This is a genomic window from Variovorax ginsengisoli (assembly GCF_030486595.1).
GTDB lineage: Bacteria > Pseudomonadota > Gammaproteobacteria > Burkholderiales > Burkholderiaceae_C > Variovorax > Variovorax ginsengisoli_B.
This window is the reverse complement of record NZ_JAUJZH010000009.1, coordinates 142,617-158,825: the sequence shown is the minus strand read 5'-3', so window position 1 is coordinate 158,825 and position 16,209 is coordinate 142,617. Positions and strand designations below refer to the sequence as shown.

General features: G+C 67.5%; 16 protein-coding genes and 1 pseudogene. 7 read left to right on the top strand and 10 right to left on the bottom strand.

Translation table 11 applies throughout. The annotated features are described in order from the left end of the window. The first annotated feature begins 198 nt into the window (after nucleotides 1-198). The 7 genes and pseudogenes from QZH52_RS14810 to QZH52_RS14780 all read left to right on the top strand — a co-directional run bounded on the left by QZH52_RS14810 (nucleotide 199) and on the right by QZH52_RS14780 (nucleotide 6,679). Nucleotides 199-1,992 (top strand): di-heme-cytochrome C peroxidase, encoded by a 1,794-nt coding sequence (locus tag QZH52_RS14810; protein WP_301810324.1) that lies wholly within the window; start codon nucleotides 199-201, stop codon nucleotides 1,990-1,992. Between the two features lie 13 nt (nucleotides 1,993-2,005). Continuing rightward, the gene (locus tag QZH52_RS14805) at nucleotides 2,006-3,511 is read left to right on the top strand and encodes a DUF4331 family protein (protein ID WP_301810321.1); all 1,506 of its coding nucleotides are present in this window, start codon (nucleotides 2,006-2,008) and stop codon (nucleotides 3,509-3,511) included. Beyond that, nucleotides 3,508-4,668 carry a tetratricopeptide repeat protein gene (locus tag QZH52_RS14800; RefSeq protein WP_301810319.1) on the top strand — a complete coding sequence of 387 codons (1,161 nt, stop codon included), beginning with the start codon at nucleotides 3,508-3,510 and terminating at the stop codon, nucleotides 4,666-4,668. Before QZH52_RS14805 ends, QZH52_RS14800 begins: the two co-directional genes overlap by 4 nt. Next, nucleotides 4,658-4,903 (top strand): hypothetical protein, encoded by a 246-nt coding sequence (locus QZH52_RS14795; RefSeq protein WP_301810316.1) that lies wholly within the window; start codon nucleotides 4,658-4,660, stop codon nucleotides 4,901-4,903. The genes QZH52_RS14800 and QZH52_RS14795 overlap by 11 nt, the downstream gene beginning before the upstream one ends. A gap of 44 nt (nucleotides 4,904-4,947) precedes the next feature. Next, nucleotides 4,948-5,551, top strand: a pseudogene (locus tag QZH52_RS14790) (HupE/UreJ family protein). A gap of 161 nt (nucleotides 5,552-5,712) precedes the next feature. Next, entirely contained in the window at nucleotides 5,713-6,045 is a 333-nt protein-coding gene (locus QZH52_RS14785; protein WP_301810313.1) for a cell envelope biogenesis protein TolA, read from the top strand. A gap of 139 nt (nucleotides 6,046-6,184) precedes the next feature. Then, nucleotides 6,185-6,679 (top strand): SRPBCC family protein, encoded by a 495-nt coding sequence (locus QZH52_RS14780; RefSeq protein ID WP_301810310.1) that lies wholly within the window; start codon nucleotides 6,185-6,187, stop codon nucleotides 6,677-6,679. 60 nt (nucleotides 6,680-6,739) lie between these two features. Here QZH52_RS14780 and QZH52_RS14775 read toward each other — a convergent pair whose 3' ends face one another. The 10 genes from QZH52_RS14775 to QZH52_RS14730 all read right to left on the bottom strand — a co-directional run bounded on the left by QZH52_RS14775 (nucleotide 6,740) and on the right by QZH52_RS14730 (nucleotide 16,194). Next, nucleotides 6,740-7,153 carry a cell envelope biogenesis protein TolA gene (locus QZH52_RS14775; protein ID WP_301810309.1) on the bottom strand — a complete coding sequence of 138 codons (414 nt, stop codon included), beginning with the start codon at nucleotides 7,151-7,153 and terminating at the stop codon, nucleotides 6,740-6,742. A gap of 295 nt (nucleotides 7,154-7,448) precedes the next feature. Continuing rightward, complete coding sequence (locus QZH52_RS14770) at nucleotides 7,449-7,748, bottom strand: hypothetical protein (protein ID WP_301810308.1); 300 nt, start codon at nucleotides 7,746-7,748, stop codon at nucleotides 7,449-7,451. A gap of 147 nt (nucleotides 7,749-7,895) precedes the next feature. Beyond that, nucleotides 7,896-8,756, bottom strand: coding sequence for a c-type cytochrome (locus tag QZH52_RS14765; RefSeq protein WP_301810306.1), 861 nt, complete (start codon nucleotides 8,754-8,756; stop codon nucleotides 7,896-7,898). Beyond that, nucleotides 8,756-10,369, bottom strand: coding sequence for a cbb3-type cytochrome c oxidase subunit I (locus tag QZH52_RS14760; protein ID WP_301810304.1), 1,614 nt, complete (start codon nucleotides 10,367-10,369; stop codon nucleotides 8,756-8,758). Before QZH52_RS14760 ends, QZH52_RS14765 begins: the two co-directional genes overlap by 1 nt. Continuing rightward, on the bottom strand, nucleotides 10,359-10,817 hold the full coding sequence (locus QZH52_RS14755) for a cupredoxin domain-containing protein (protein ID WP_436411586.1): 459 nt from the start codon (nucleotides 10,815-10,817) through the stop codon (nucleotides 10,359-10,361). Before QZH52_RS14755 ends, QZH52_RS14760 begins: the two co-directional genes overlap by 11 nt. An 88-nt stretch (nucleotides 10,818-10,905) precedes the next feature. After that, nucleotides 10,906-11,121: a hypothetical protein gene (locus QZH52_RS14750; RefSeq protein WP_301810298.1), complete on the bottom strand. Its 216-nt coding sequence runs from the start codon at nucleotides 11,119-11,121 to the stop codon at nucleotides 10,906-10,908. A gap of 5 nt (nucleotides 11,122-11,126) precedes the next feature. After that, complete coding sequence (locus QZH52_RS14745) at nucleotides 11,127-13,364, bottom strand: xanthine dehydrogenase family protein molybdopterin-binding subunit (RefSeq protein ID WP_301810296.1); 2,238 nt, start codon at nucleotides 13,362-13,364, stop codon at nucleotides 11,127-11,129. A gap of 10 nt (nucleotides 13,365-13,374) precedes the next feature. Continuing rightward, nucleotides 13,375-13,845: a (2Fe-2S)-binding protein gene (locus tag QZH52_RS14740; protein ID WP_301810295.1), complete on the bottom strand. Its 471-nt coding sequence runs from the start codon at nucleotides 13,843-13,845 to the stop codon at nucleotides 13,375-13,377. 21 nt (nucleotides 13,846-13,866) lie between these two features. Next, on the bottom strand, nucleotides 13,867-15,357 hold the full coding sequence (locus QZH52_RS14735) for an arylsulfatase (RefSeq protein WP_301810292.1): 1,491 nt from the start codon (nucleotides 15,355-15,357) through the stop codon (nucleotides 13,867-13,869). Between the two features lie 78 nt (nucleotides 15,358-15,435). Continuing rightward, entirely contained in the window at nucleotides 15,436-16,194 is a 759-nt protein-coding gene (locus QZH52_RS14730) for a porin family protein (protein WP_301810289.1), read from the bottom strand. Between the last annotated feature and the right edge of the window lie 15 nt (nucleotides 16,195-16,209).

Genomic DNA, 16,209 nt, shown 5'->3' with positions numbered 1-16,209 from the left:
AGCGCTCGCACCCCGCACTGCGGATTTTCAGGATTGCGATGCCGCGCGCCATCCGGACGGCCACGCAGGACCACGTACGTGTCCTGCCTGGCCTCCCCACGTACGTGGCCTACGTGTCCACCGGGATAGGTCGGTGGCGTCATCGGTCTCAGAATGCCGGAACGGGCCCGGAAGGCGGCCGGTTTTCGGAGAGTGCCCATGTCTCGCAAGCGTCGCTCCACCATCGCTGTCTTCGGTCTTCTGGCACCCGGATGCGCACTCATGCTGAGCCTGGCGCCGTCGGGCGCGGCGGCACAAGCCGCAGCCAGTCCATCGGGACCCGTGGTCTTCCTCGACCAGGGCTGGACGCCCGCCGAACGTGCGTGGTACTACCAGGTCTCGCAAGGTTCGGCCGTGATGTCGTACGACCTGTTCCTGAACCTCGAAACGGCAGGCAGCCAGGAGCTGTTCCGCTCGGACGCCAACAGCGATCGCTTCGGCCTGATCACCCAGCCCGCCGATCCGCAGAACAACCCCGATGCGCTGCCGATCGGCCTGAGCAAGACCATCGTCAAGAGAGGCAGCGGCGTGGACGACGTACAGGTCGGCCTGACGTGCGCGGCGTGCCACAACGGCCAACTCAACTTCCAGGGCAAGCGCATCCGCATCGACGGCGGCGTCGGCAATACCTTCGACATGCTGGCCTATGTGAGCGCCCTCGACGATGCGATGCAGGCCACGCTGGCGGACAGACAGAAGTTCGATCGCCTCGCGGCCAGGCTGGGCGCGATGAGCGCGGACGCGAAGAGCGAACTGGGCAAGCGCTTCGAACGCGAAGCCATGCCCATCCACGACTACCGGACGCGCACGCTCGCCACGCCCATCGCCTGGGGTCCATCCCGGATCGATGCGATCTCCGCCATCGTCAACCGGTTGTTGGCCATCGAGCCCAACATCCCGCAGAACTCCTCCACGCCGCTCGCGCCGACCAAGCCACCGTTCCTCTGGAATGCCCCGCACGGCACCTGGACGCAGTGGCGGGCGTCGCAGCAGGACCCAGCCAACCGCAACCTGGTCGAATCGATGGGTGTCTACCTGCCGATGAACCTGCATTCCAGGACGCCGGAGGAAGGGCTTTTCGATTCGAATGCGCAACTGCTCAGCCTGCAGCAGATCGAGAACCAGTTGACCCGCCTCGCACCGCCCAAGTGGCCGGAGGAGATCTTCGGCCGGATCGACCGCCAGAAGGCAGCGGCCGGCAAAGCGCTGTTCGCGACCCATTGCGCGAGTTGCCACAACGCCTGGCCCTACACGTGGACGGCACCGAACAAGTACGGCAAGCGCTTCCTGGAGGTCGGCGTGGTGCCGCAGAAGTACGTCGGCACGGACCCGGGGCAGTTCGACAACCTGCGGCCCTACGCCATCACCGCCAACCTCGCACCCTACCTGCCGGAGCCTTTCAAGAACAGGGAGATCATTCCGACCGGCGCCCTGTATCTCATCACGCAGAACCTAGTGCTGGAAAAGGCGCTGTCGAAACTGAAGCTCGACGAGCAGCAGACCATCAATCTCCACGGCTACCGCGAGCTGCCGCCCGCCCGCCAGACGGAGGAAGCGTACAAGGCCGCGCCGCGCGACGGCGTGTGGGCGACGCCCCCCTTCCTCCACAACGGCTCGGTGCCCAACCTCTACGAGATGTTGATCCCAGCCAGGGAGCGGACCCGGAAGTTCTATGTCGGCCGCGAATTCGATCCGGTGAAGGTTGGCCTGGACACCAGCGGCAAGAGCGGCAGCTTCCTGCTCGACACGTCGCTGCGCGGCAATTCGAATGCCGGCCATTCGTTCGAGAACGGCCCGCTCGGCAACGGCATCATCGGCCCGCTTCTGACCGACGCCCAGCGATGGGAACTGGTCGAATACCTGAAGTCGATTCCCGAAGAGCCCGGCCGCGCGACTCCTTTCGGCGGCCCGCCGAATGCGGTCACGGGCACCAGCCCCTGGTCGCGAAAGTGAAAGGCCCGACGCCATGTCCGACCATGTCGACGGCCCGCGCCAGATCGGCGACCCCTCGGCCGACCTGACCGACCTGTTTGCCTTCATCAGCCCGGCGGATCCCAACCGCACCGTGCTGGCAGCGAACGTGTTTCCGTCCGCCGGCACGCAGGCGATGTTCTCGAACGCCATCGACCATGCCATCGTCGCGCGCCGCCTGACGATCGCCGGCACGGGCGAGCAGACCAAGTTCCGGCCGAGCGATCCGGAGCTTCGCTTCACTTTTCGCTTCGATGTGCTGGAGCGCGCCACGCCAGGCAAGCGGCCGGTGCAGCGCGGCACCTGCACCGTTCCCGGTGGCCAGGCGATCCGCTTCGTGGTCGACGATGAAAACGGCTCGACCTCGTCCGATGGCACCTACCGCGTGTTCGCGGGACTGCGCTCGGATCCGTTCTACCTGGCCTGGATCGTGGCCGAGATGAAAAAGTTTCCCAACTTGCTTCAACACGACAACGTGCTGACCTTCCTGATCGAGTTCGACACCCGCCGCGTGCTGGAACCGGCGAAGGGGTCGCTCTTCGGGGTCATCGCCGAAACCATTCCGATCCCGAAGCCTGGCGGCTTCATCGGCCACGACCCGCCGCGCATCGACTGGGTTGGCCGTCCGGAGCAGACCAACATGCGGCTGAACAACAACGGCATGGAAGGCACCGACGACGTTCGCGACCTGTGGAACCAGCAGACGCCGTTCGCGATCTCCGAGGAGTTGATGCCCCTGTTCCGAAAGCGCATGGTCGACAGCCTGAAGAATTGGGACTCGCGCGACGGAAAGGAGGACTGGACGCCTGCGGCGCTGGCCGCCAACGCCAACATGTTCCTCGACGACTTCATGACGATCGACGTGGCGAAACCCACCTCGAACATCAGCCACCTGGAGATCGAGAAAAGCACGCTCGCGGGCCGTCCCTATCAGACCGGCGGCGGGCGGACCGTGAATTCCGATGTCATCGACATCCTGCTCACCTGGATGGTGAACCACGACCGGGAATTCCTGCAGGGCGGCTCGACCGGCGCGACCAAGCCGGGGACGACGCGCTTTCCGTACCTCGCCGCGCCCAATGCGGAACTGCAGAACATCGCCTTCTCCGTGGACCTCGCCGCACCACCCGATCGGGTCTGGGCACTTATCGGCGGCTTCGGCGGGCAGTGGCACCCGTTGATCGCGAGCATCAAGTTGACCGGCACGGGTGTCGGCCAGTTGCGCACGATCGAGACCATCGACGGCAAGCAGATCATCGAGCGCCTGGACGCGATGGACAACGCAAAGCGCAGCTACCGCTACACGTCCATCGCCGGCATCCCGGCCACCGACTACACGGGCGTTCTGGACGTCAAGCCCAAGGGCAGCGGCAGTTCGGTCGAATGGCGCGTCCAGTACATGCCGGGCGGCCAACCCGACCTCATCGTGAAGACCATCAGTTCGACCTTGCTGAAGACTGGCCTCGACAGCCTGAAGCCTCGATTCGGCGTCCCGCAATGATCGCCGAGCCCGCTCTCGCGACCGGCCCGGTTCAGGCCACCGACGGCGTCATCGCGGCCATCAACCTGCGCAGCACGCTGGCCCAGTCATGGAACCGCTTTTGGCAGGCGCCGCTGCGAGCGGGCATCGCCGAAGGTCTCATCGAGCAGGAGCAGCTCAATGCGCAGTTCCTCGGGGATCTCGACGCCTACGACCGGCTGGAGCAGCTGGCGGGCCATCTGGTCCGGATGGATCCGGAATCCGCGCGCACGGCACTCATCGAGGCCCAGGTCGCAGCTTCGACCCATCGCTTTGTCTTCGCGAGGGACTGCCTGGCACGGGCAACGCAGCTGCACTGCCCCGCGCTCGCCGCCCAAAGGCTCGCCATGAGCATCGATCAGGCCTGCGGCGTATCGCTGGAAGCCCTGCTGGAGCAGCGATGGGGCCACGCCCGGGAAACGGGCCGGCTGGAAGACTGGGTGCCGCTGGGTTCGCTGCTCGTGGACCTCGGGGAGTTCGAAGCGGCCGAGCGCGCCTACTGCCGGGCCCTCGACGCCTACCGCGACGTCTCGCCCTTCGCGGTGGCCTGGGTCTGCTTCCTGCTCGGCATGCTGTGGGGTGAACGCGCGCCCCGGCCACAACACGCGCGGGCGGCCCGCTGGTACGCCAAGGCCATCGAGGACCTGCCCGGCTACGTCAAGGCGCGCGTGCATCTGGCCGAGATCGAAGCGGCCGAAGGACGCTGCCCCGAGGCGCGCGCGCTGTTGCTTCCGGTGCTCGCGAGTGCCGACCCGGAAGTGAGCTGGCGTCTTGGCGACGTTTCGATGGCGCAGGGCCGGCCGGCCGAGGCGCAGGCCCTGTCCGAGGCGGCCCGCAGCGGCTTCGAGCGTTTGCTGGCGCGGCATCCGCTCGCTTTCGCGGACCACGCGGCGGAGTTCTATGCCGGCAGCGGCAACGACGCGCGCCGGGCCTTCGAGCTGACCGCCATCGACCTCGCGAACCGCCCGACGCTGAGGGCCTTCGAGAAGGCCCATGCCGCCGCTATCCAGGCCGGCGAGGCGCTGGAAGCCACGAGCATCCTGGCCGCCGCCCGCCGACGATGGGCGTCGACGCCCGCCTTCTTGCAGTCGCCGCTGGCTGCTGCACCGCTTCACCCGGAGACCGGCCATGCCGATTGATCGCAGGACCTTCATGCTCGGAAGCGGGATCGCCGCGGGCGGTGGCGTGCTCGCATCCTTGCGCGCGGTCGCCGCCGTCGGTCGACAGGGCGGCGCGGTGGCTGCTTCCGCGCCGACGCCGCTGGCCGCCGGCACGGACGGGCCTTCTTTCGAACTCCGGATCGTGGGGTGGGATCGCGGCGACGGCGCCGCCTGGATCGCGATCGACCCGCAATGGCGGGGGGCCTGGCACTGAGCTGCAAGCCTCGGCTGGCCCGTTCAAATCCAAGGATCAGACCCATGAAGCGCGTTCGCCCATCGACCCACGCGACCCTCCTGCTCATCGCCGTCCTGCCGCTGCCAGCCCTCGCCCACACCGGCGTCGATGCAGGTCTTCACCATGGGTTGGCGGCGGGTTTCCTGCATCCGTTCACCGGCGCGGACCACCTCGCGGCCATGGTGGCCGTCGGACTCTGGAGCGCGCTCGCGGCCCGTCGCTGGCCGGATCTGCTGGCAGCGCCGGCGGCCTTCGCGCTGATGCTGCTGGGCGGAGCGCTGCTCGGGATGGCCGGCGTGCAGATCCCCGCGGTCGAGTCGTCGATCGCGGTCTCGCTGCTGGTGCTCGGCCTGCTGGTCATGACACGGCGCCACCTGCCGGCGTCGATGGCGGGGCCTGCTGGTGGGCCTGTTCGCGCTCTTTCACGGTCACGCACATGGCCGGGAACTGGCAGGCGGGGCCGAGGCCGCGCTGGCACTGGGGGGCATGCTCGCAGCTTCGCTGCTGCTGCATGGCTCGGGCGTCGCGCTGGGTGCCGCGCTGCGCCGCGCAAGGCCCTGGTGGCCCCGGCTGGCCGGACTCTTCGTCGTCGTGTGCGGCGCCGCCATGTTGGGCGCCCGGGCCTGACATCGCGAGTTTTCACGTACGTGACGGTACGTGGCCGCCGGGATGGTTTTGTCGAGGAAGCACTCACACAATGACCTGGCCGGTCCATCGCAAATGGCCTGTGTCGGCAGTAGTTCTCCATGGCTGCAAGGAGCCACCTCAACCCCACCAAGGAGCCCTCAATGAGCAAGATTCTCGCAACCTTGATCGCCGGCCTGTTCACGGCGGGCGCATACGCACAAAACCCTCCGGGCGCATCGTCGCAGGAACAGGTCATCACCAACAGCAAGCCGCAGGAGCGGGCACAGGCCAAGGACAATGCGCGGGCGCAGGGCAAGGTCAAGAAGGTCGGTGGTGACGAAGTGAACTCCACCCTGAATGACGACATCGGCTCGGGCAAGGCGGCAGCAGCGGGTCAGGCGCGCGCCAACGCCCGGGAGGCCGCCAATCCGGGCAAAACGCCGGGCCAATACCCGGCCCCGCCGAATACCCCCGGCATGCCGGCCGCCAAGTAGCAGACTGCGCTCGCTGCCTCTCCTGGCGAGGTACGAGCTGGCCCGCTGCATTGACAGGGGCCAGCTTCGAACACCTCGCTACCCGGGCCGAAGCCTTTCGGGCGAGGTGATCATTTGGGGGGCCGTTGTCTGGCTTCACATGGAGGCTTCCATGCACTTTCAATGTCGCCCCGTCGACGCGGCATTCTTCGACACCGCGCCGATGCTGTTCAGCAACGTTGTCGACCTCGACGCGCTGCCGTCCAAGGTCTTTGCCATTTTCGAGGATGGCGAGTCCTGGCCCCACTGGTTCCACGCCATTCACAAGCTGGTTTGGACCAGCGAGAAACCGTATGGCGTCGGAAGCACACGCACTGCCTCGCTGGCCACTGTCAGCATCGACGAGCACTTCTTCATCTGGGAGCCGGGGCGCCGCATGGCGTTCTACGCGACCGGCACCTCCATGCCGCTCGCCCATGCACTGGCGGAGGACTATCAACTCGAAGAGATCGAGCCGGGCAAGACCCGATTCAACTACCGCGTTGCCATGGAGCCCCATCTGATGGTCAGCCTGGGCGGTCCGCTGTCGAAGATGTATTTCGAATCGATGTTCGAAAGCGCGTGCAAGAATCTGAAAGCCTACGTCAAGCAATGAACTGCCCGGCGCGAGGACGACAGGCCACCAGAGGCCAGGTCGCCCCGCCGCCAAGGCCGGTCAGTTCGTAGCGGCCTGCTTCTTCGCCGCAGCCTTCGCGTCGCGTGCACCGATCTTGGCCTGCCCCGCTGCCGCCGCCTTGCCACCGCTGGCCTCCGGATTGAGTTCAGGTGTGGTTCCCAGATCGCCCACCGGCTTTTTCACCATCCCTTGGGGCTTCGCGTCAGCCCTGTTCTGGCCTGCGACGGCGGCCTTGCCGCCAGCCGCTTCGGGGTTGATCTCACCGGACTTGGCTTGATCGCCCGCGGGCTTGGTTACTTTGCCCTGGGGACGCGACTCGACCCTCGCCTGGGCGCGATTCTGCGCTTTGCTATTTGTTACCGGTTGTTGCTCCGACGATGTGCCAGCCGGGTTCTGGGCATAGGCGCCTGCTGCAAACAGGCCACTGAGCATGACTGCGAGAAGTTTGGTCATCGAATATCCTCGGTGTGTTTTGAAGGGCGATTCGCCTCGGCCATCGGCGGAGGTCATGGCACAACGAAGGCCTCGTGCCTTCGGTTGACAGGAAAACCCGCGACGGGCCGACTGGAATCAATCGAGCCATCGCCGATGGAGCAACATCCGCGAGGCTCTGACCAAAGGCCCGTCTGAGGATGAACGGAGACCATCGGCTGGGGCGAATATCGGCGATCGGCGAGACCAAGGCAAGCTTTTTCCGACGCTGTCGCCACCATCGCGCGCTCCGCATGGTGACCTCCTGCGTCCTCCGTCAGCCGCTGAACTGGATACCCGCTGTCGAGTTGGCGCATCGGCTTTGGCTGCTCCTGCAACTCTGCAGCGACCGGTTCAAGCGCTGGCGGCAATTCTTCTCTGAGGCATTGCGGCAGAACTGGTAGTCGGCACGCGCGGTCTGCTTGCAGGTGCTGTATTGCAACTCGCAGGCCGTCTGGCTGCCGCCGTCGCCCTGGGCCCGGGCCAGACCCGAAAGCGAGACGGCGACGACGGCTGCGAAGGCGAGGCGTCCCACGGCAGGAAGGCCTGCGACCATGACAGCGACCGATTTGCTCATTGCATGTCCCCAACAGGTTGAATGGTCCGGGCGGGTCGAGTGACTCTCGACACGCCCGGCGTTCCATTGTGAAAGTTCGGGGGGCGAACATCCAGAGGGGCGCCTACCTACACCCACGTACGTGGCCGCGCAGCCCCGATTCCAGGACTACTTCGTGCGAGTCGACTTCGATCGCGAATCGGTTTCGCCGGCGGGCGCGGCCGCGTAGTAGGCGGCCAGCCCACTGATCTCCCGCGCCGTCAGCTGGCGAGCGATGCCGCGCATCTGCGCGCCGATGTCGTTGTGCCTTGCGCCGCTGGCGAGCGCTTCCAGTTGGACCTCGAGGTAGGCCCGCTGCTGGCCCTCGAGCCGCGGTGCGGCGGCGGTGAATCCCATGGGTCCATGGCAGGCGGCGCAGGCCGCGATGCCGCGCATGGGATCGCCATGGTCGACCAGCCGCAGCGTCGCGGCATCGACCGGGGCCTGCTGCGCCTGCCCTTGGCCCCGCGCCGTGCCCGGCACGGGCAGGCCCGCATAGTGCGCAGCCAGATCGCTCAGGTCACCATCGCTCAGAGCGGCCACATACGCGCCCATCACGGCCGGATCGCGTCGCCCGCTCTTGAAGTCCTGCAGCTGTTTGTAGATCGAGGCCCTGCTCTGGCGCGCAAGATTCGGGAAGATGGCGTCGTCGCTCACGCCGGCCGGTCCGTGGCAGCCGTTGCAGGATGCTGCAGCCAGCGCGGCGCCCCGGCCAGGATTCGCGCCCGCGAGCAGCTGCTGCGTGGCAGCGGTCCAGGCCACGTTCGATGCCGGCTCGGCGCCCGCGACCGCGACGGCGCGCGCGCCGCGCGAGGGCAGCCCGATCGCACTGCAGATCGCGTCCCACAAGCCGGGCCCGTCGCGCCCGGCCTGTACCGCCGGCAGCCAGACGAATCCCGCTGCCGTGGCGGCGACCAGCAGCGCCGCGATCGATCCGATCCAGACCGCGAACCTGCGGTCGCGAGGGGGCGGTCGCGAGCCGGTGGTCATCACCCCCCCGTCGGGAATGCCGCCACCGCACTGCCGCGCGCCGCCAGCGCCTGCGCAATCGGAAAGCCGTAGTTGGTCACCGTGAGCGCCGCCACCAGCACCACCCAGACGCCGAATCCGTTCAAGGACGCAGGCAGGCTGCGCGGCGGATCGATGGCGAGCGAGAAGCGCAACGGTGGCTGCACGCTGATGCCTCTTCGGAACGAAGCGAGCAGCATGCCGACCAGCAGCAGCGTCGAGAGCACGAGCACGAAGCCGCCGACTGCAGACAGCGCGACCCAGATCGCCTGCGGCGCCAGCGCCGGGTCCGTGTAGTCGTAGTAGGACATGCGCCTGGGTTGTCCCATGAGGCCGACGACGTGCCATGGCAGCGTCACGATCAGCATGCCCGCGAACCAGCTCCACAGCTGCAGCCGCATGAGCGCCGACGGCAACGCCCTGCCGGTGAGCCGCGGCCACAGCTCGTAGGCGATGGCAAAGTACATGATGACCACCGCGCCGCCGAAGATCAGGTGGAAGTGCGCCGTGACGAACTGCGTGTTGTGCACCGTCGCATTCATCGCGTAGCTCATGTTGATGAGCCCGCCGGCGCCGCCCAGCCCGAGCATCAGCAGCGACAGGCCCGAGGCCAGCACCATCGGCTGCTGCCAGGGCAATGCCGCCACCCAGCCGAACAGGCCGCGGCCGCCGCGCAGCCGCCCTGCGATCTCCAGCGAAGCGCAGATTGTGAAGATCGTGAGCAGCGTCGGCACCGCCACCATGCCCGTGAACACCGCATGCAGGAACTTGAAGCCGGCGCCGACCTGCGGGTCGGTGAAGAGGTGATGCAGCCCGATCGGCATCGAGAACACCAGCAGCTGCAGGAAGGCGATGCGGCCCATCCGGTCGCTGTAGAGGCGCCCGCCCGCGGCCTGCGGCAGCAGCACGTAGAACGCGATGTAGGCCGGCATGAGCCAGAAATAGACGATGGCATGCAGGGTCCAGGAAAACAGCACGCGGGCCAGGCCTGGATCGATGGAGGTCGTCCAGCCGAAGGCATTGGGCAGGATCAGGAACAAGATCTCCGAGCCGACCCCGAGCGAGGTCCAGGCCCATAGCAGCGCCGCGGCGGTGGTGGCGAACATCGCCAGCGGCACCGGCAGGCCCGGATGGTCGCGTTTCCATTGCCTGAAGTGCCACACCATGAGCCAGACCCAGATCCACGATCCAGCGACCGCGCACAGGATGCCGAGGTAGTACCAGGCGCTCGCGAGCAGCGGCGGATAGAAGGTGTAGAGCACTGTCGCCTTGCCGCCAGCCACGGTCAGCAGCGCCATGGCGGCGCCGCCGAGCACCAGCCAGAGCGACAGCCACGCCATGGCCATGCCGCGCATCGGCCGGCCCAGCGCGACCGCGCACACGGCATAGCCGAAACCCATCGCGATCAACGTCGGGAAGATATAGGCGAGCGTGCTGCCATGGGCCGTCACGGCGATGTAGTAGCGCTCGGGGTCGACCCAGCGGTGCAGCGGACTGCGCACCAGCATCTGCCAGGCACCGAGCGGAATCGCGAATGCCAGCATCGCGAAGGCCGCCCCGAAGTGGGCCAGCACGAGCTTGCGGCTACCCTGCACAGGAGGCCCTCTGCGCACTGCCGTGCAGGCGGTCGAACTCGGCGCGCTCGAGCACCTTCACGCGCGCCCACATGCCTTCGTGGCCGACGCTGCAGTATTCGTGGCATGGCATGACATGCTCGCCGGCGCGATCGAAGCGGGTGCGCAACTCGGCCACGTAGCCCGGTACCACCATGCTGTTGACGTTGGTGCCGACGATCAGAAAGCCGTGCACCACGTCCGGGCTGGTGATGCGGAAGGTGACCGGCGTGTTCGCCGGCACGACGATGCAGGCGGGCACGAACGCATATTGCTGTGCCAGCACGCGCACCACCGCCGAGCCGTCGGGCTGGATGGCGGTGCCCAGGTTGGCCTCCATGAATTCGCCCGACAGGTGCAGCGTGGCGGCATCGATCGCCTGCACCGGCGCGGGCGCGATCGCGCTCCAGTGCAGGCCGCTGTAGATCATCAGCGTCACCACCAGCGCGACGACGACCGCCACCAAGCGCGCCCAGCGGCGCTCGGAGCCGTCGGTCACGCCGCGGAGCAGGTCGACCTCAGCCACTGCTGCCCCGCGGCGCGAAGATGAAGAAGAAGAAGGCGATCCAGAGCACCAGCAGCACGAACACCGCCAGCCCGGCGACCGCGAAGGCGCCGCTCGGGCCGGAATCGCCGATGCGCTCGATCTCCTGCGGACTGCCGTGGAAGGCGACGTTCTCGGCCAGGAACGAGGCCGAGACATGCTCCGTCGATGTCGCGTCGTGCGATGGCATGGCGGTCACTTCTTTTCGACCTGCGCGAGCGCGGCAAGGACCACCGCGGGCCGAAACGGCACCGAGCGCAGGCGCACGCCGCTGGCGTCGAAGACCGCGTTGGCGATGGCGGACGGAATCACCGAGGTAGTGGGCTCCCCGGCGCCCCATGGCACCTCGGTCGGCCGATCGATCAGCTCGATGGCGACTTCGGGCACGCCCGGAAACGTGAGAATCGGGTAGCTGGCCCAGTCAAGGCTGGTGACGGCGCTGCGGTTGAAGCGCAACTGCTCGACGAGGGTGCGGCTGACGGTCTGCACCACGTTGCCTTCGATCTGGTTGCGCAGGCCGTCGGGGTTGATGATCTGGCCGCAGTCGTGGACGACCGCGACGCGCAGGACACGGATCGCGCCGGTCGGGCGATGCACCTCGACGTCCGCGACCACGCCGACGTAGGTGCGCACCAGCTCGTACTTGGCGTAGGAGATGCCGCGTCCGCGCGCAAGCTCGCCGGGGTCGCGCGGGCGGGAAGCACGCGGCTCCCAGCGGGCGAAGCTGCGCAGCCGCTCCATCAGCTCGCGGCCGCGCGGGTCGCTCAGGTGCCGCATCCGCAACTCGAAGGGATCGGTGCCCGTCGCCGCCGCGATCTCGTCCAGAAAACTCTCCGTGCCGAAGGTGTTCTGCATGCGGCCGGGCGCGCGGATCCATGCGGCGGGCAGCGGGGTGTCGACGAGCCAGTGGGCCGTGAGCCGGTTGTCGGGGAGCGCGTAGGGAATGCCCAGGCCCGGGTCATAGATGCCTTCGTCTGACCCGTAACGCGGCAGCCCCGCCAGCACGGCACCCAGCAGTGTCGCGCCCGAGCGACGCATCGGCCGCTCGGGCAGATAGATGTCGGCATCCCAGGCCGCGATGCGCCCTTCTGCGTCGAGCGTGGCCCGGTAGTCGAGCAGGGTCGGTGGCCCCTTGGGGTCCCAGCCGTGCTCGTCGGCGCGCATCCACTGCAGCCGCACTGGGCGGCCAAGTTGCAGCGCGATGAAGGCCGCCTCGGAACTGCAATCGTCGGAGCCGTTGCGTCCATAGCAACCGGCGCCTTCGACGTAGATGCAGCGCACCTTCCCGGGGGCCAGACCCAACATGCTGGCCAATTGCTTCTGCAGCAGATGAGCAGCCTGCGACGGCGTCCACACGGTAAGCTGGCCGTCATTGAAGTCGGCGACCGCGCACGAAGGCCCGATCGAGCCGTGGGTGTTGAGCGGGAAGTCGTAGCTGGCGCGCAGCTGGCGTCCCGCCTCGGCCGCGCCGCCGGCGGTGACGCCGTGCGCCTGCAACACCTGGTCGCGGTCGACCTTCGCGCCGCGCTGATACTCGACCAGACGGGCCTCGTCGGGCAGGCCGGCCCATGCGCTCCAGCGCGCCACGAGGGCGGTCGACGCGCGAACCGCCGCCCATTCGTCCGTCGCGACGACGGCGAGGAAGTCGCCTCTGCGCACCGTGCGCAGATAGCCCGGAATTCGCTTGCACGGCGCGTCGTCGAAGGCTTCAAGGCTGGCGCCGGCCGACGCGGGATGCACCATGCGCGCATGCAGCATGCCGGGCATGCGGACGTCATGGACGAAATCGAAGCGGCCGAAGACCTTGGCCGGAATGTCGAGCCGAGGAACGGGCTTGCCGACGACCGTGTAGTCGCGTGGGTCCTTCAGAGGCGCCGCTGGATCGACAGGCAGCGAGAGGCTCGCACCCGCCACCAGCTCGGCATAGGACAGCCCCTCCCCGCCTCCCGTCACGGGGAGCACCCGGCCGCCCTGCGCGCGCAGCGCCGCCTTGGTCGTGCCGAGTTGCCGCGCCGCCCGCTCGATCAGGGCTTCGCGCGCCGTTGCCGCGGCGCGCCGGATCTGCATGCCGCCCTGCTGCACCGACAAGCTCGCATAGGTCGGCCGCTGGTCGGGCGTGAGCAGCGTGTCGCCTTGTACCGGTGTCAAGCGCTCGAATGGCAGCGAGAGTTCCTCGGCCGCCATCTGCGTCAACGCGGTGAGCGCGCCGGTGCCCAGTTCGACCTTGCCGCTATAGAGCGTGACGCCGCCTTGCCCGTCGATCACGATGAAACCATCGACCTCGTCCGCAGAGACGACGCGACCGCGCGCCGCCCTGCCTGCCGGCGACTCGTTGGCTGCCTGGGCTGGGACTCGGAGGGTGAAGCCCACCGCGAGCGCCCCACCGGCTCGGAGCATCGCGCGCCGTGACAGGGGAACCGGGGGCGCGGCCATCTCGCGCCCTTCAGGGTTTGCGGTCCGCCACGCGCATCACCGCGCGCAGGATGCGCACGTGCGTGCCGCATTTGCACAGGTTGGCGGCCAGCGCCTGCCGCACCTGCTGCTCCGTCGGATGCGGGTTGGACGCCAGCAACCCCGCCGCCTGCATGATCATCCCGTTGATGCAGTAGCCGCACTGCGCCGCCTGCTCGTCGACGAAGGCCTGCTGGAGGGGATGCGGCCGGTCCGGCGTGCCGAGGCCTTCGAGCGTCACGATGCGGGCGCCGGCCACTGCCGACAGCGGCATCACGCAGCTGCGCAGCGGCTCGCCGTCGTAGTGCACGGTGCAAGCGCCGCATTGCGCCAGCCCGCAGCCGAAGTGCAAGCCGTGCAGGCCGAGCTGGTTGCGCAAGGCATAGAGCAAGGGCATGGCCGGGTCGTCGGCCCGCAGCGTCTCCGGCTTGCCGTTGACGGTCAGCTGGACGGAGATCGCCATGGCGGGCTTTCAGGCAGCGCCTCAGTGGGCCGCGCTCGATGATTCCTGCAGCTTGCGCATGACCTCGTCGAGATTGAAGGCGGCCGGCTTCTGCCGCGGCGGGAACTTCACGAAGGCCTCGATCTGCTGCGCCACCGCGCCCTGCATCGCGTAGACGATGTAGGCATGCGAGATGACCCAGTCCCAGTAGGTGTTCGAGTTCTCGTCGGCCCGCTCGAACGGGTCGCGCCGCAGGTTGAACATCTTCGGCGCCCGGTATCTCACGAAGGGCTCGAACCAGCATTGCAGGGTCTTCGCGCGCTGCTCCATCAGCACGACCTTCCAGTCCTTCATGCGGATGGCCATGATGTCGCCGTCGTCGCTGATGTAGAAGAACGACTCTCTCGGGCTCTCCTTCGCCTGCCCGCTCAGGTAGGGCAGCATGTTGTAGCCGTCGAGGTGCACCTTGAAGTCCTTCTCGCCGATCTTGCAGCCCTTGACGAGCTTCTCCTTGATGTCTTCCTCGCCGGCCGCGGCCAGCAGCGTCGGCATCCAGTCCTGGTGCGACACGATGCCGTTGATGACCGTGCCGGCCTTGAACTTGCCGGGCCAGCGAACGAAGCACGGCACCCGCCAGCCGCCTTCCCAGTTGGTGTTCTTCTCGGCCCGGAAGGGCGTAATGCCGGCGTCGGGCCAGCTGTTGTAGTGCGGGCCGTTGTCCGTCGAATACATGACGATGGTGTCATCGGCGATGCCGAGCTGGTCGAGCTTGTCGAGCATCTCGCCGATGTGCTCGTCGTGCGCCACCATCACGTCGTTGTAGTCGCCCTGGCCGCCGCTCTTGCCCTTGTGCTTCTCGGCGCAGTGCGTCCTGAAGTGCATGGCCGTCGTGTTGTACCAGAGGAAGAAGGGCTTGCCGTCCGCATGGCACTTGTCGATGAACTTCAGCGCCTTCTCCGTCGTCTCGTCGTCGACGGTCTCCATGCGCTTCTTCGTCAACGCGCCGGTGTCCTCGATGGTCTGCCCGCCCTTGCCGTCGGCCAGGCAATGCAGCACGCCGCGCGGGCCGAAGCGCTTCTTGAATGCAGGGTCCTTCGGATAGTCCGGGTCCTCGGGTTCTTCCTCGGCATTGAGGTGGTAGAGGTTGCCGAAGAATTCGTCGAATCCGTGCATCGTGGGCAGGTACTCGTCCTTGTCGCCCAGGTGGTTCTTGCCGAACTGCCCGCAGGTGTACCCGTGCGGCTTCAGCAGCTCGGCGATCGTCGGGTCCTCTTTCTGCAGGCCCACGGCGGCACCCGGCATGCCGACTTTCGTGAGGCCGGTCCGGATCGGGTTCTGGCCCGTGATGAACGCGGCCCGGCCCGCGGTACAGCTCTGCTGCGCGTAGTAGTCGGTGAAGGCGACGCCTTCATTGGCGATGCGGTCGATGTGGGGCGTGCGATATCCCATCTGGCCGCGGCTGTTGTAGCTGATGTTCCACCAGCCCACGTCATCGCCCCAGAGAATCAGGATGTTGGGCTTTTTCGTCGTCATGATTTTTCCTCGGGTTGGAGAGGTGCCAGGTCACCTCGAACAAACGACCTGGAAAGGCAAGTCAGGCAGCGGGCACCGTCAGAACCGGAAACCGGCACCCGCGAACAGGCCACCGAGCGCGACCATGTTCAGCAGCCCTTCGTCGCGGCTGAAGCGCAGGTAGCGATAGCCGAACTTGAAGGAGACCGACGGCGAGTATTGGTAGCTGGCGCCGGCGATCGCTTCCCAGCTCGACGTCGAGTTGCCCCACCCGGCGTCGAGGTAGCCCATCAGCGACCACTTGTCGTCGATCGGTGCGATGACGCGGGCGCCGACGATGCCGTTCCACCAGCCGACCGAATCCTCTCGGCGGGGCCCGGGCAGGTGGGGGGCCAGGTCGATCTCGGTCCTGGCGTTGACGTAGCGTCCGCCCGCCAGCAGATCGACCGCGACCCGGCTGTCGAGGACGCGGTAGAGGCCCGCCAGGGTGTAGATCTGCTGCGTGTAGTCGACGTCCAGGCCGAGCGGGGCGCCCAGGACGCCCTGCCGCGACACGCCGAGCTTGACGTACTGCATGTCGAGCAGCGCGCCCCATGGGCCGCGGCGGGCCTCCAGAGTCCCCATGGCGCCGAAATCCAGGGCGCCGAGGACGCCGGTGGAGCTCACGTGCGAGCTGCTGCCAGGCAAGGGCCCGAGCCGAAGATCCGACGAGATGCCCGGCGCCCAGAGGTAGGGAATGATTTCGAACTGCCACGCGTCCTGCGAAGGAGCAACCTGCGCCGCGGCCGACAGCGACGCGAAGGCCGCAACGATGCCCGCGACCCGCCGGGTGGCGATGGAAGCTCTGGCTCGGTGCATGCCTGCTCCTTTGAC

Excerpts from the sequence above, each read along its gene's own strand:
- QZH52_RS14775 (WP_301810309.1), bottom strand. The coding sequence starts at position 7,153 with ATGACCAAACTTCTCGCAGTCATGCTCAGTGGCCTGTTTGCAGCAGGC.
- QZH52_RS14750 (WP_301810298.1), bottom strand. The coding sequence starts at position 11,121 with ATGCCATCGCACGACGCGACATCGACGGAGCATGTCTCGGCCTCGTTC.
- QZH52_RS14810 (WP_301810324.1), top strand. The coding sequence starts at position 199 with ATGTCTCGCAAGCGTCGCTCCACCATCGCTGTCTTCGGTCTTCTGGCA.
- QZH52_RS14780 (WP_301810310.1), top strand. The coding sequence starts at position 6,185 with ATGGAGGCTTCCATGCACTTTCAATGTCGCCCCGTCGACGCGGCATTC.
- QZH52_RS14805 (WP_301810321.1), top strand. The coding sequence starts at position 2,006 with ATGTCCGACCATGTCGACGGCCCGCGCCAGATCGGCGACCCCTCGGCC.
- QZH52_RS14755 (WP_436411586.1), bottom strand. The coding sequence starts at position 10,817 with ATGATCTACAGCGGCCTGCACTGGAGCGCGATCGCGCCCGCGCCGGTG.
- QZH52_RS14745 (WP_301810296.1), bottom strand. The coding sequence starts at position 13,364 with ATGGCCGCGCCCCCGGTTCCCCTGTCACGGCGCGCGATGCTCCGAGCC.
- QZH52_RS14770 (WP_301810308.1), bottom strand. The coding sequence starts at position 7,748 with ATGAGCAAATCGGTCGCTGTCATGGTCGCAGGCCTTCCTGCCGTGGGA.
- QZH52_RS14785 (WP_301810313.1), top strand. The coding sequence starts at position 5,713 with ATGAGCAAGATTCTCGCAACCTTGATCGCCGGCCTGTTCACGGCGGGC.
- QZH52_RS14765 (WP_301810306.1), bottom strand. The coding sequence starts at position 8,756 with ATGACCACCGGCTCGCGACCGCCCCCTCGCGACCGCAGGTTCGCGGTC.
- QZH52_RS14730 (WP_301810289.1), bottom strand. The coding sequence starts at position 16,194 with ATGCACCGAGCCAGAGCTTCCATCGCCACCCGGCGGGTCGCGGGCATC.
- QZH52_RS14735 (WP_301810292.1), bottom strand. The coding sequence starts at position 15,357 with ATGACGACGAAAAAGCCCAACATCCTGATTCTCTGGGGCGATGACGTG.
- QZH52_RS14795 (WP_301810316.1), top strand. The coding sequence starts at position 4,658 with ATGCCGATTGATCGCAGGACCTTCATGCTCGGAAGCGGGATCGCCGCG.
- QZH52_RS14740 (WP_301810295.1), bottom strand. The coding sequence starts at position 13,845 with ATGGCGATCTCCGTCCAGCTGACCGTCAACGGCAAGCCGGAGACGCTG.
- QZH52_RS14800 (WP_301810319.1), top strand. The coding sequence starts at position 3,508 with ATGATCGCCGAGCCCGCTCTCGCGACCGGCCCGGTTCAGGCCACCGAC.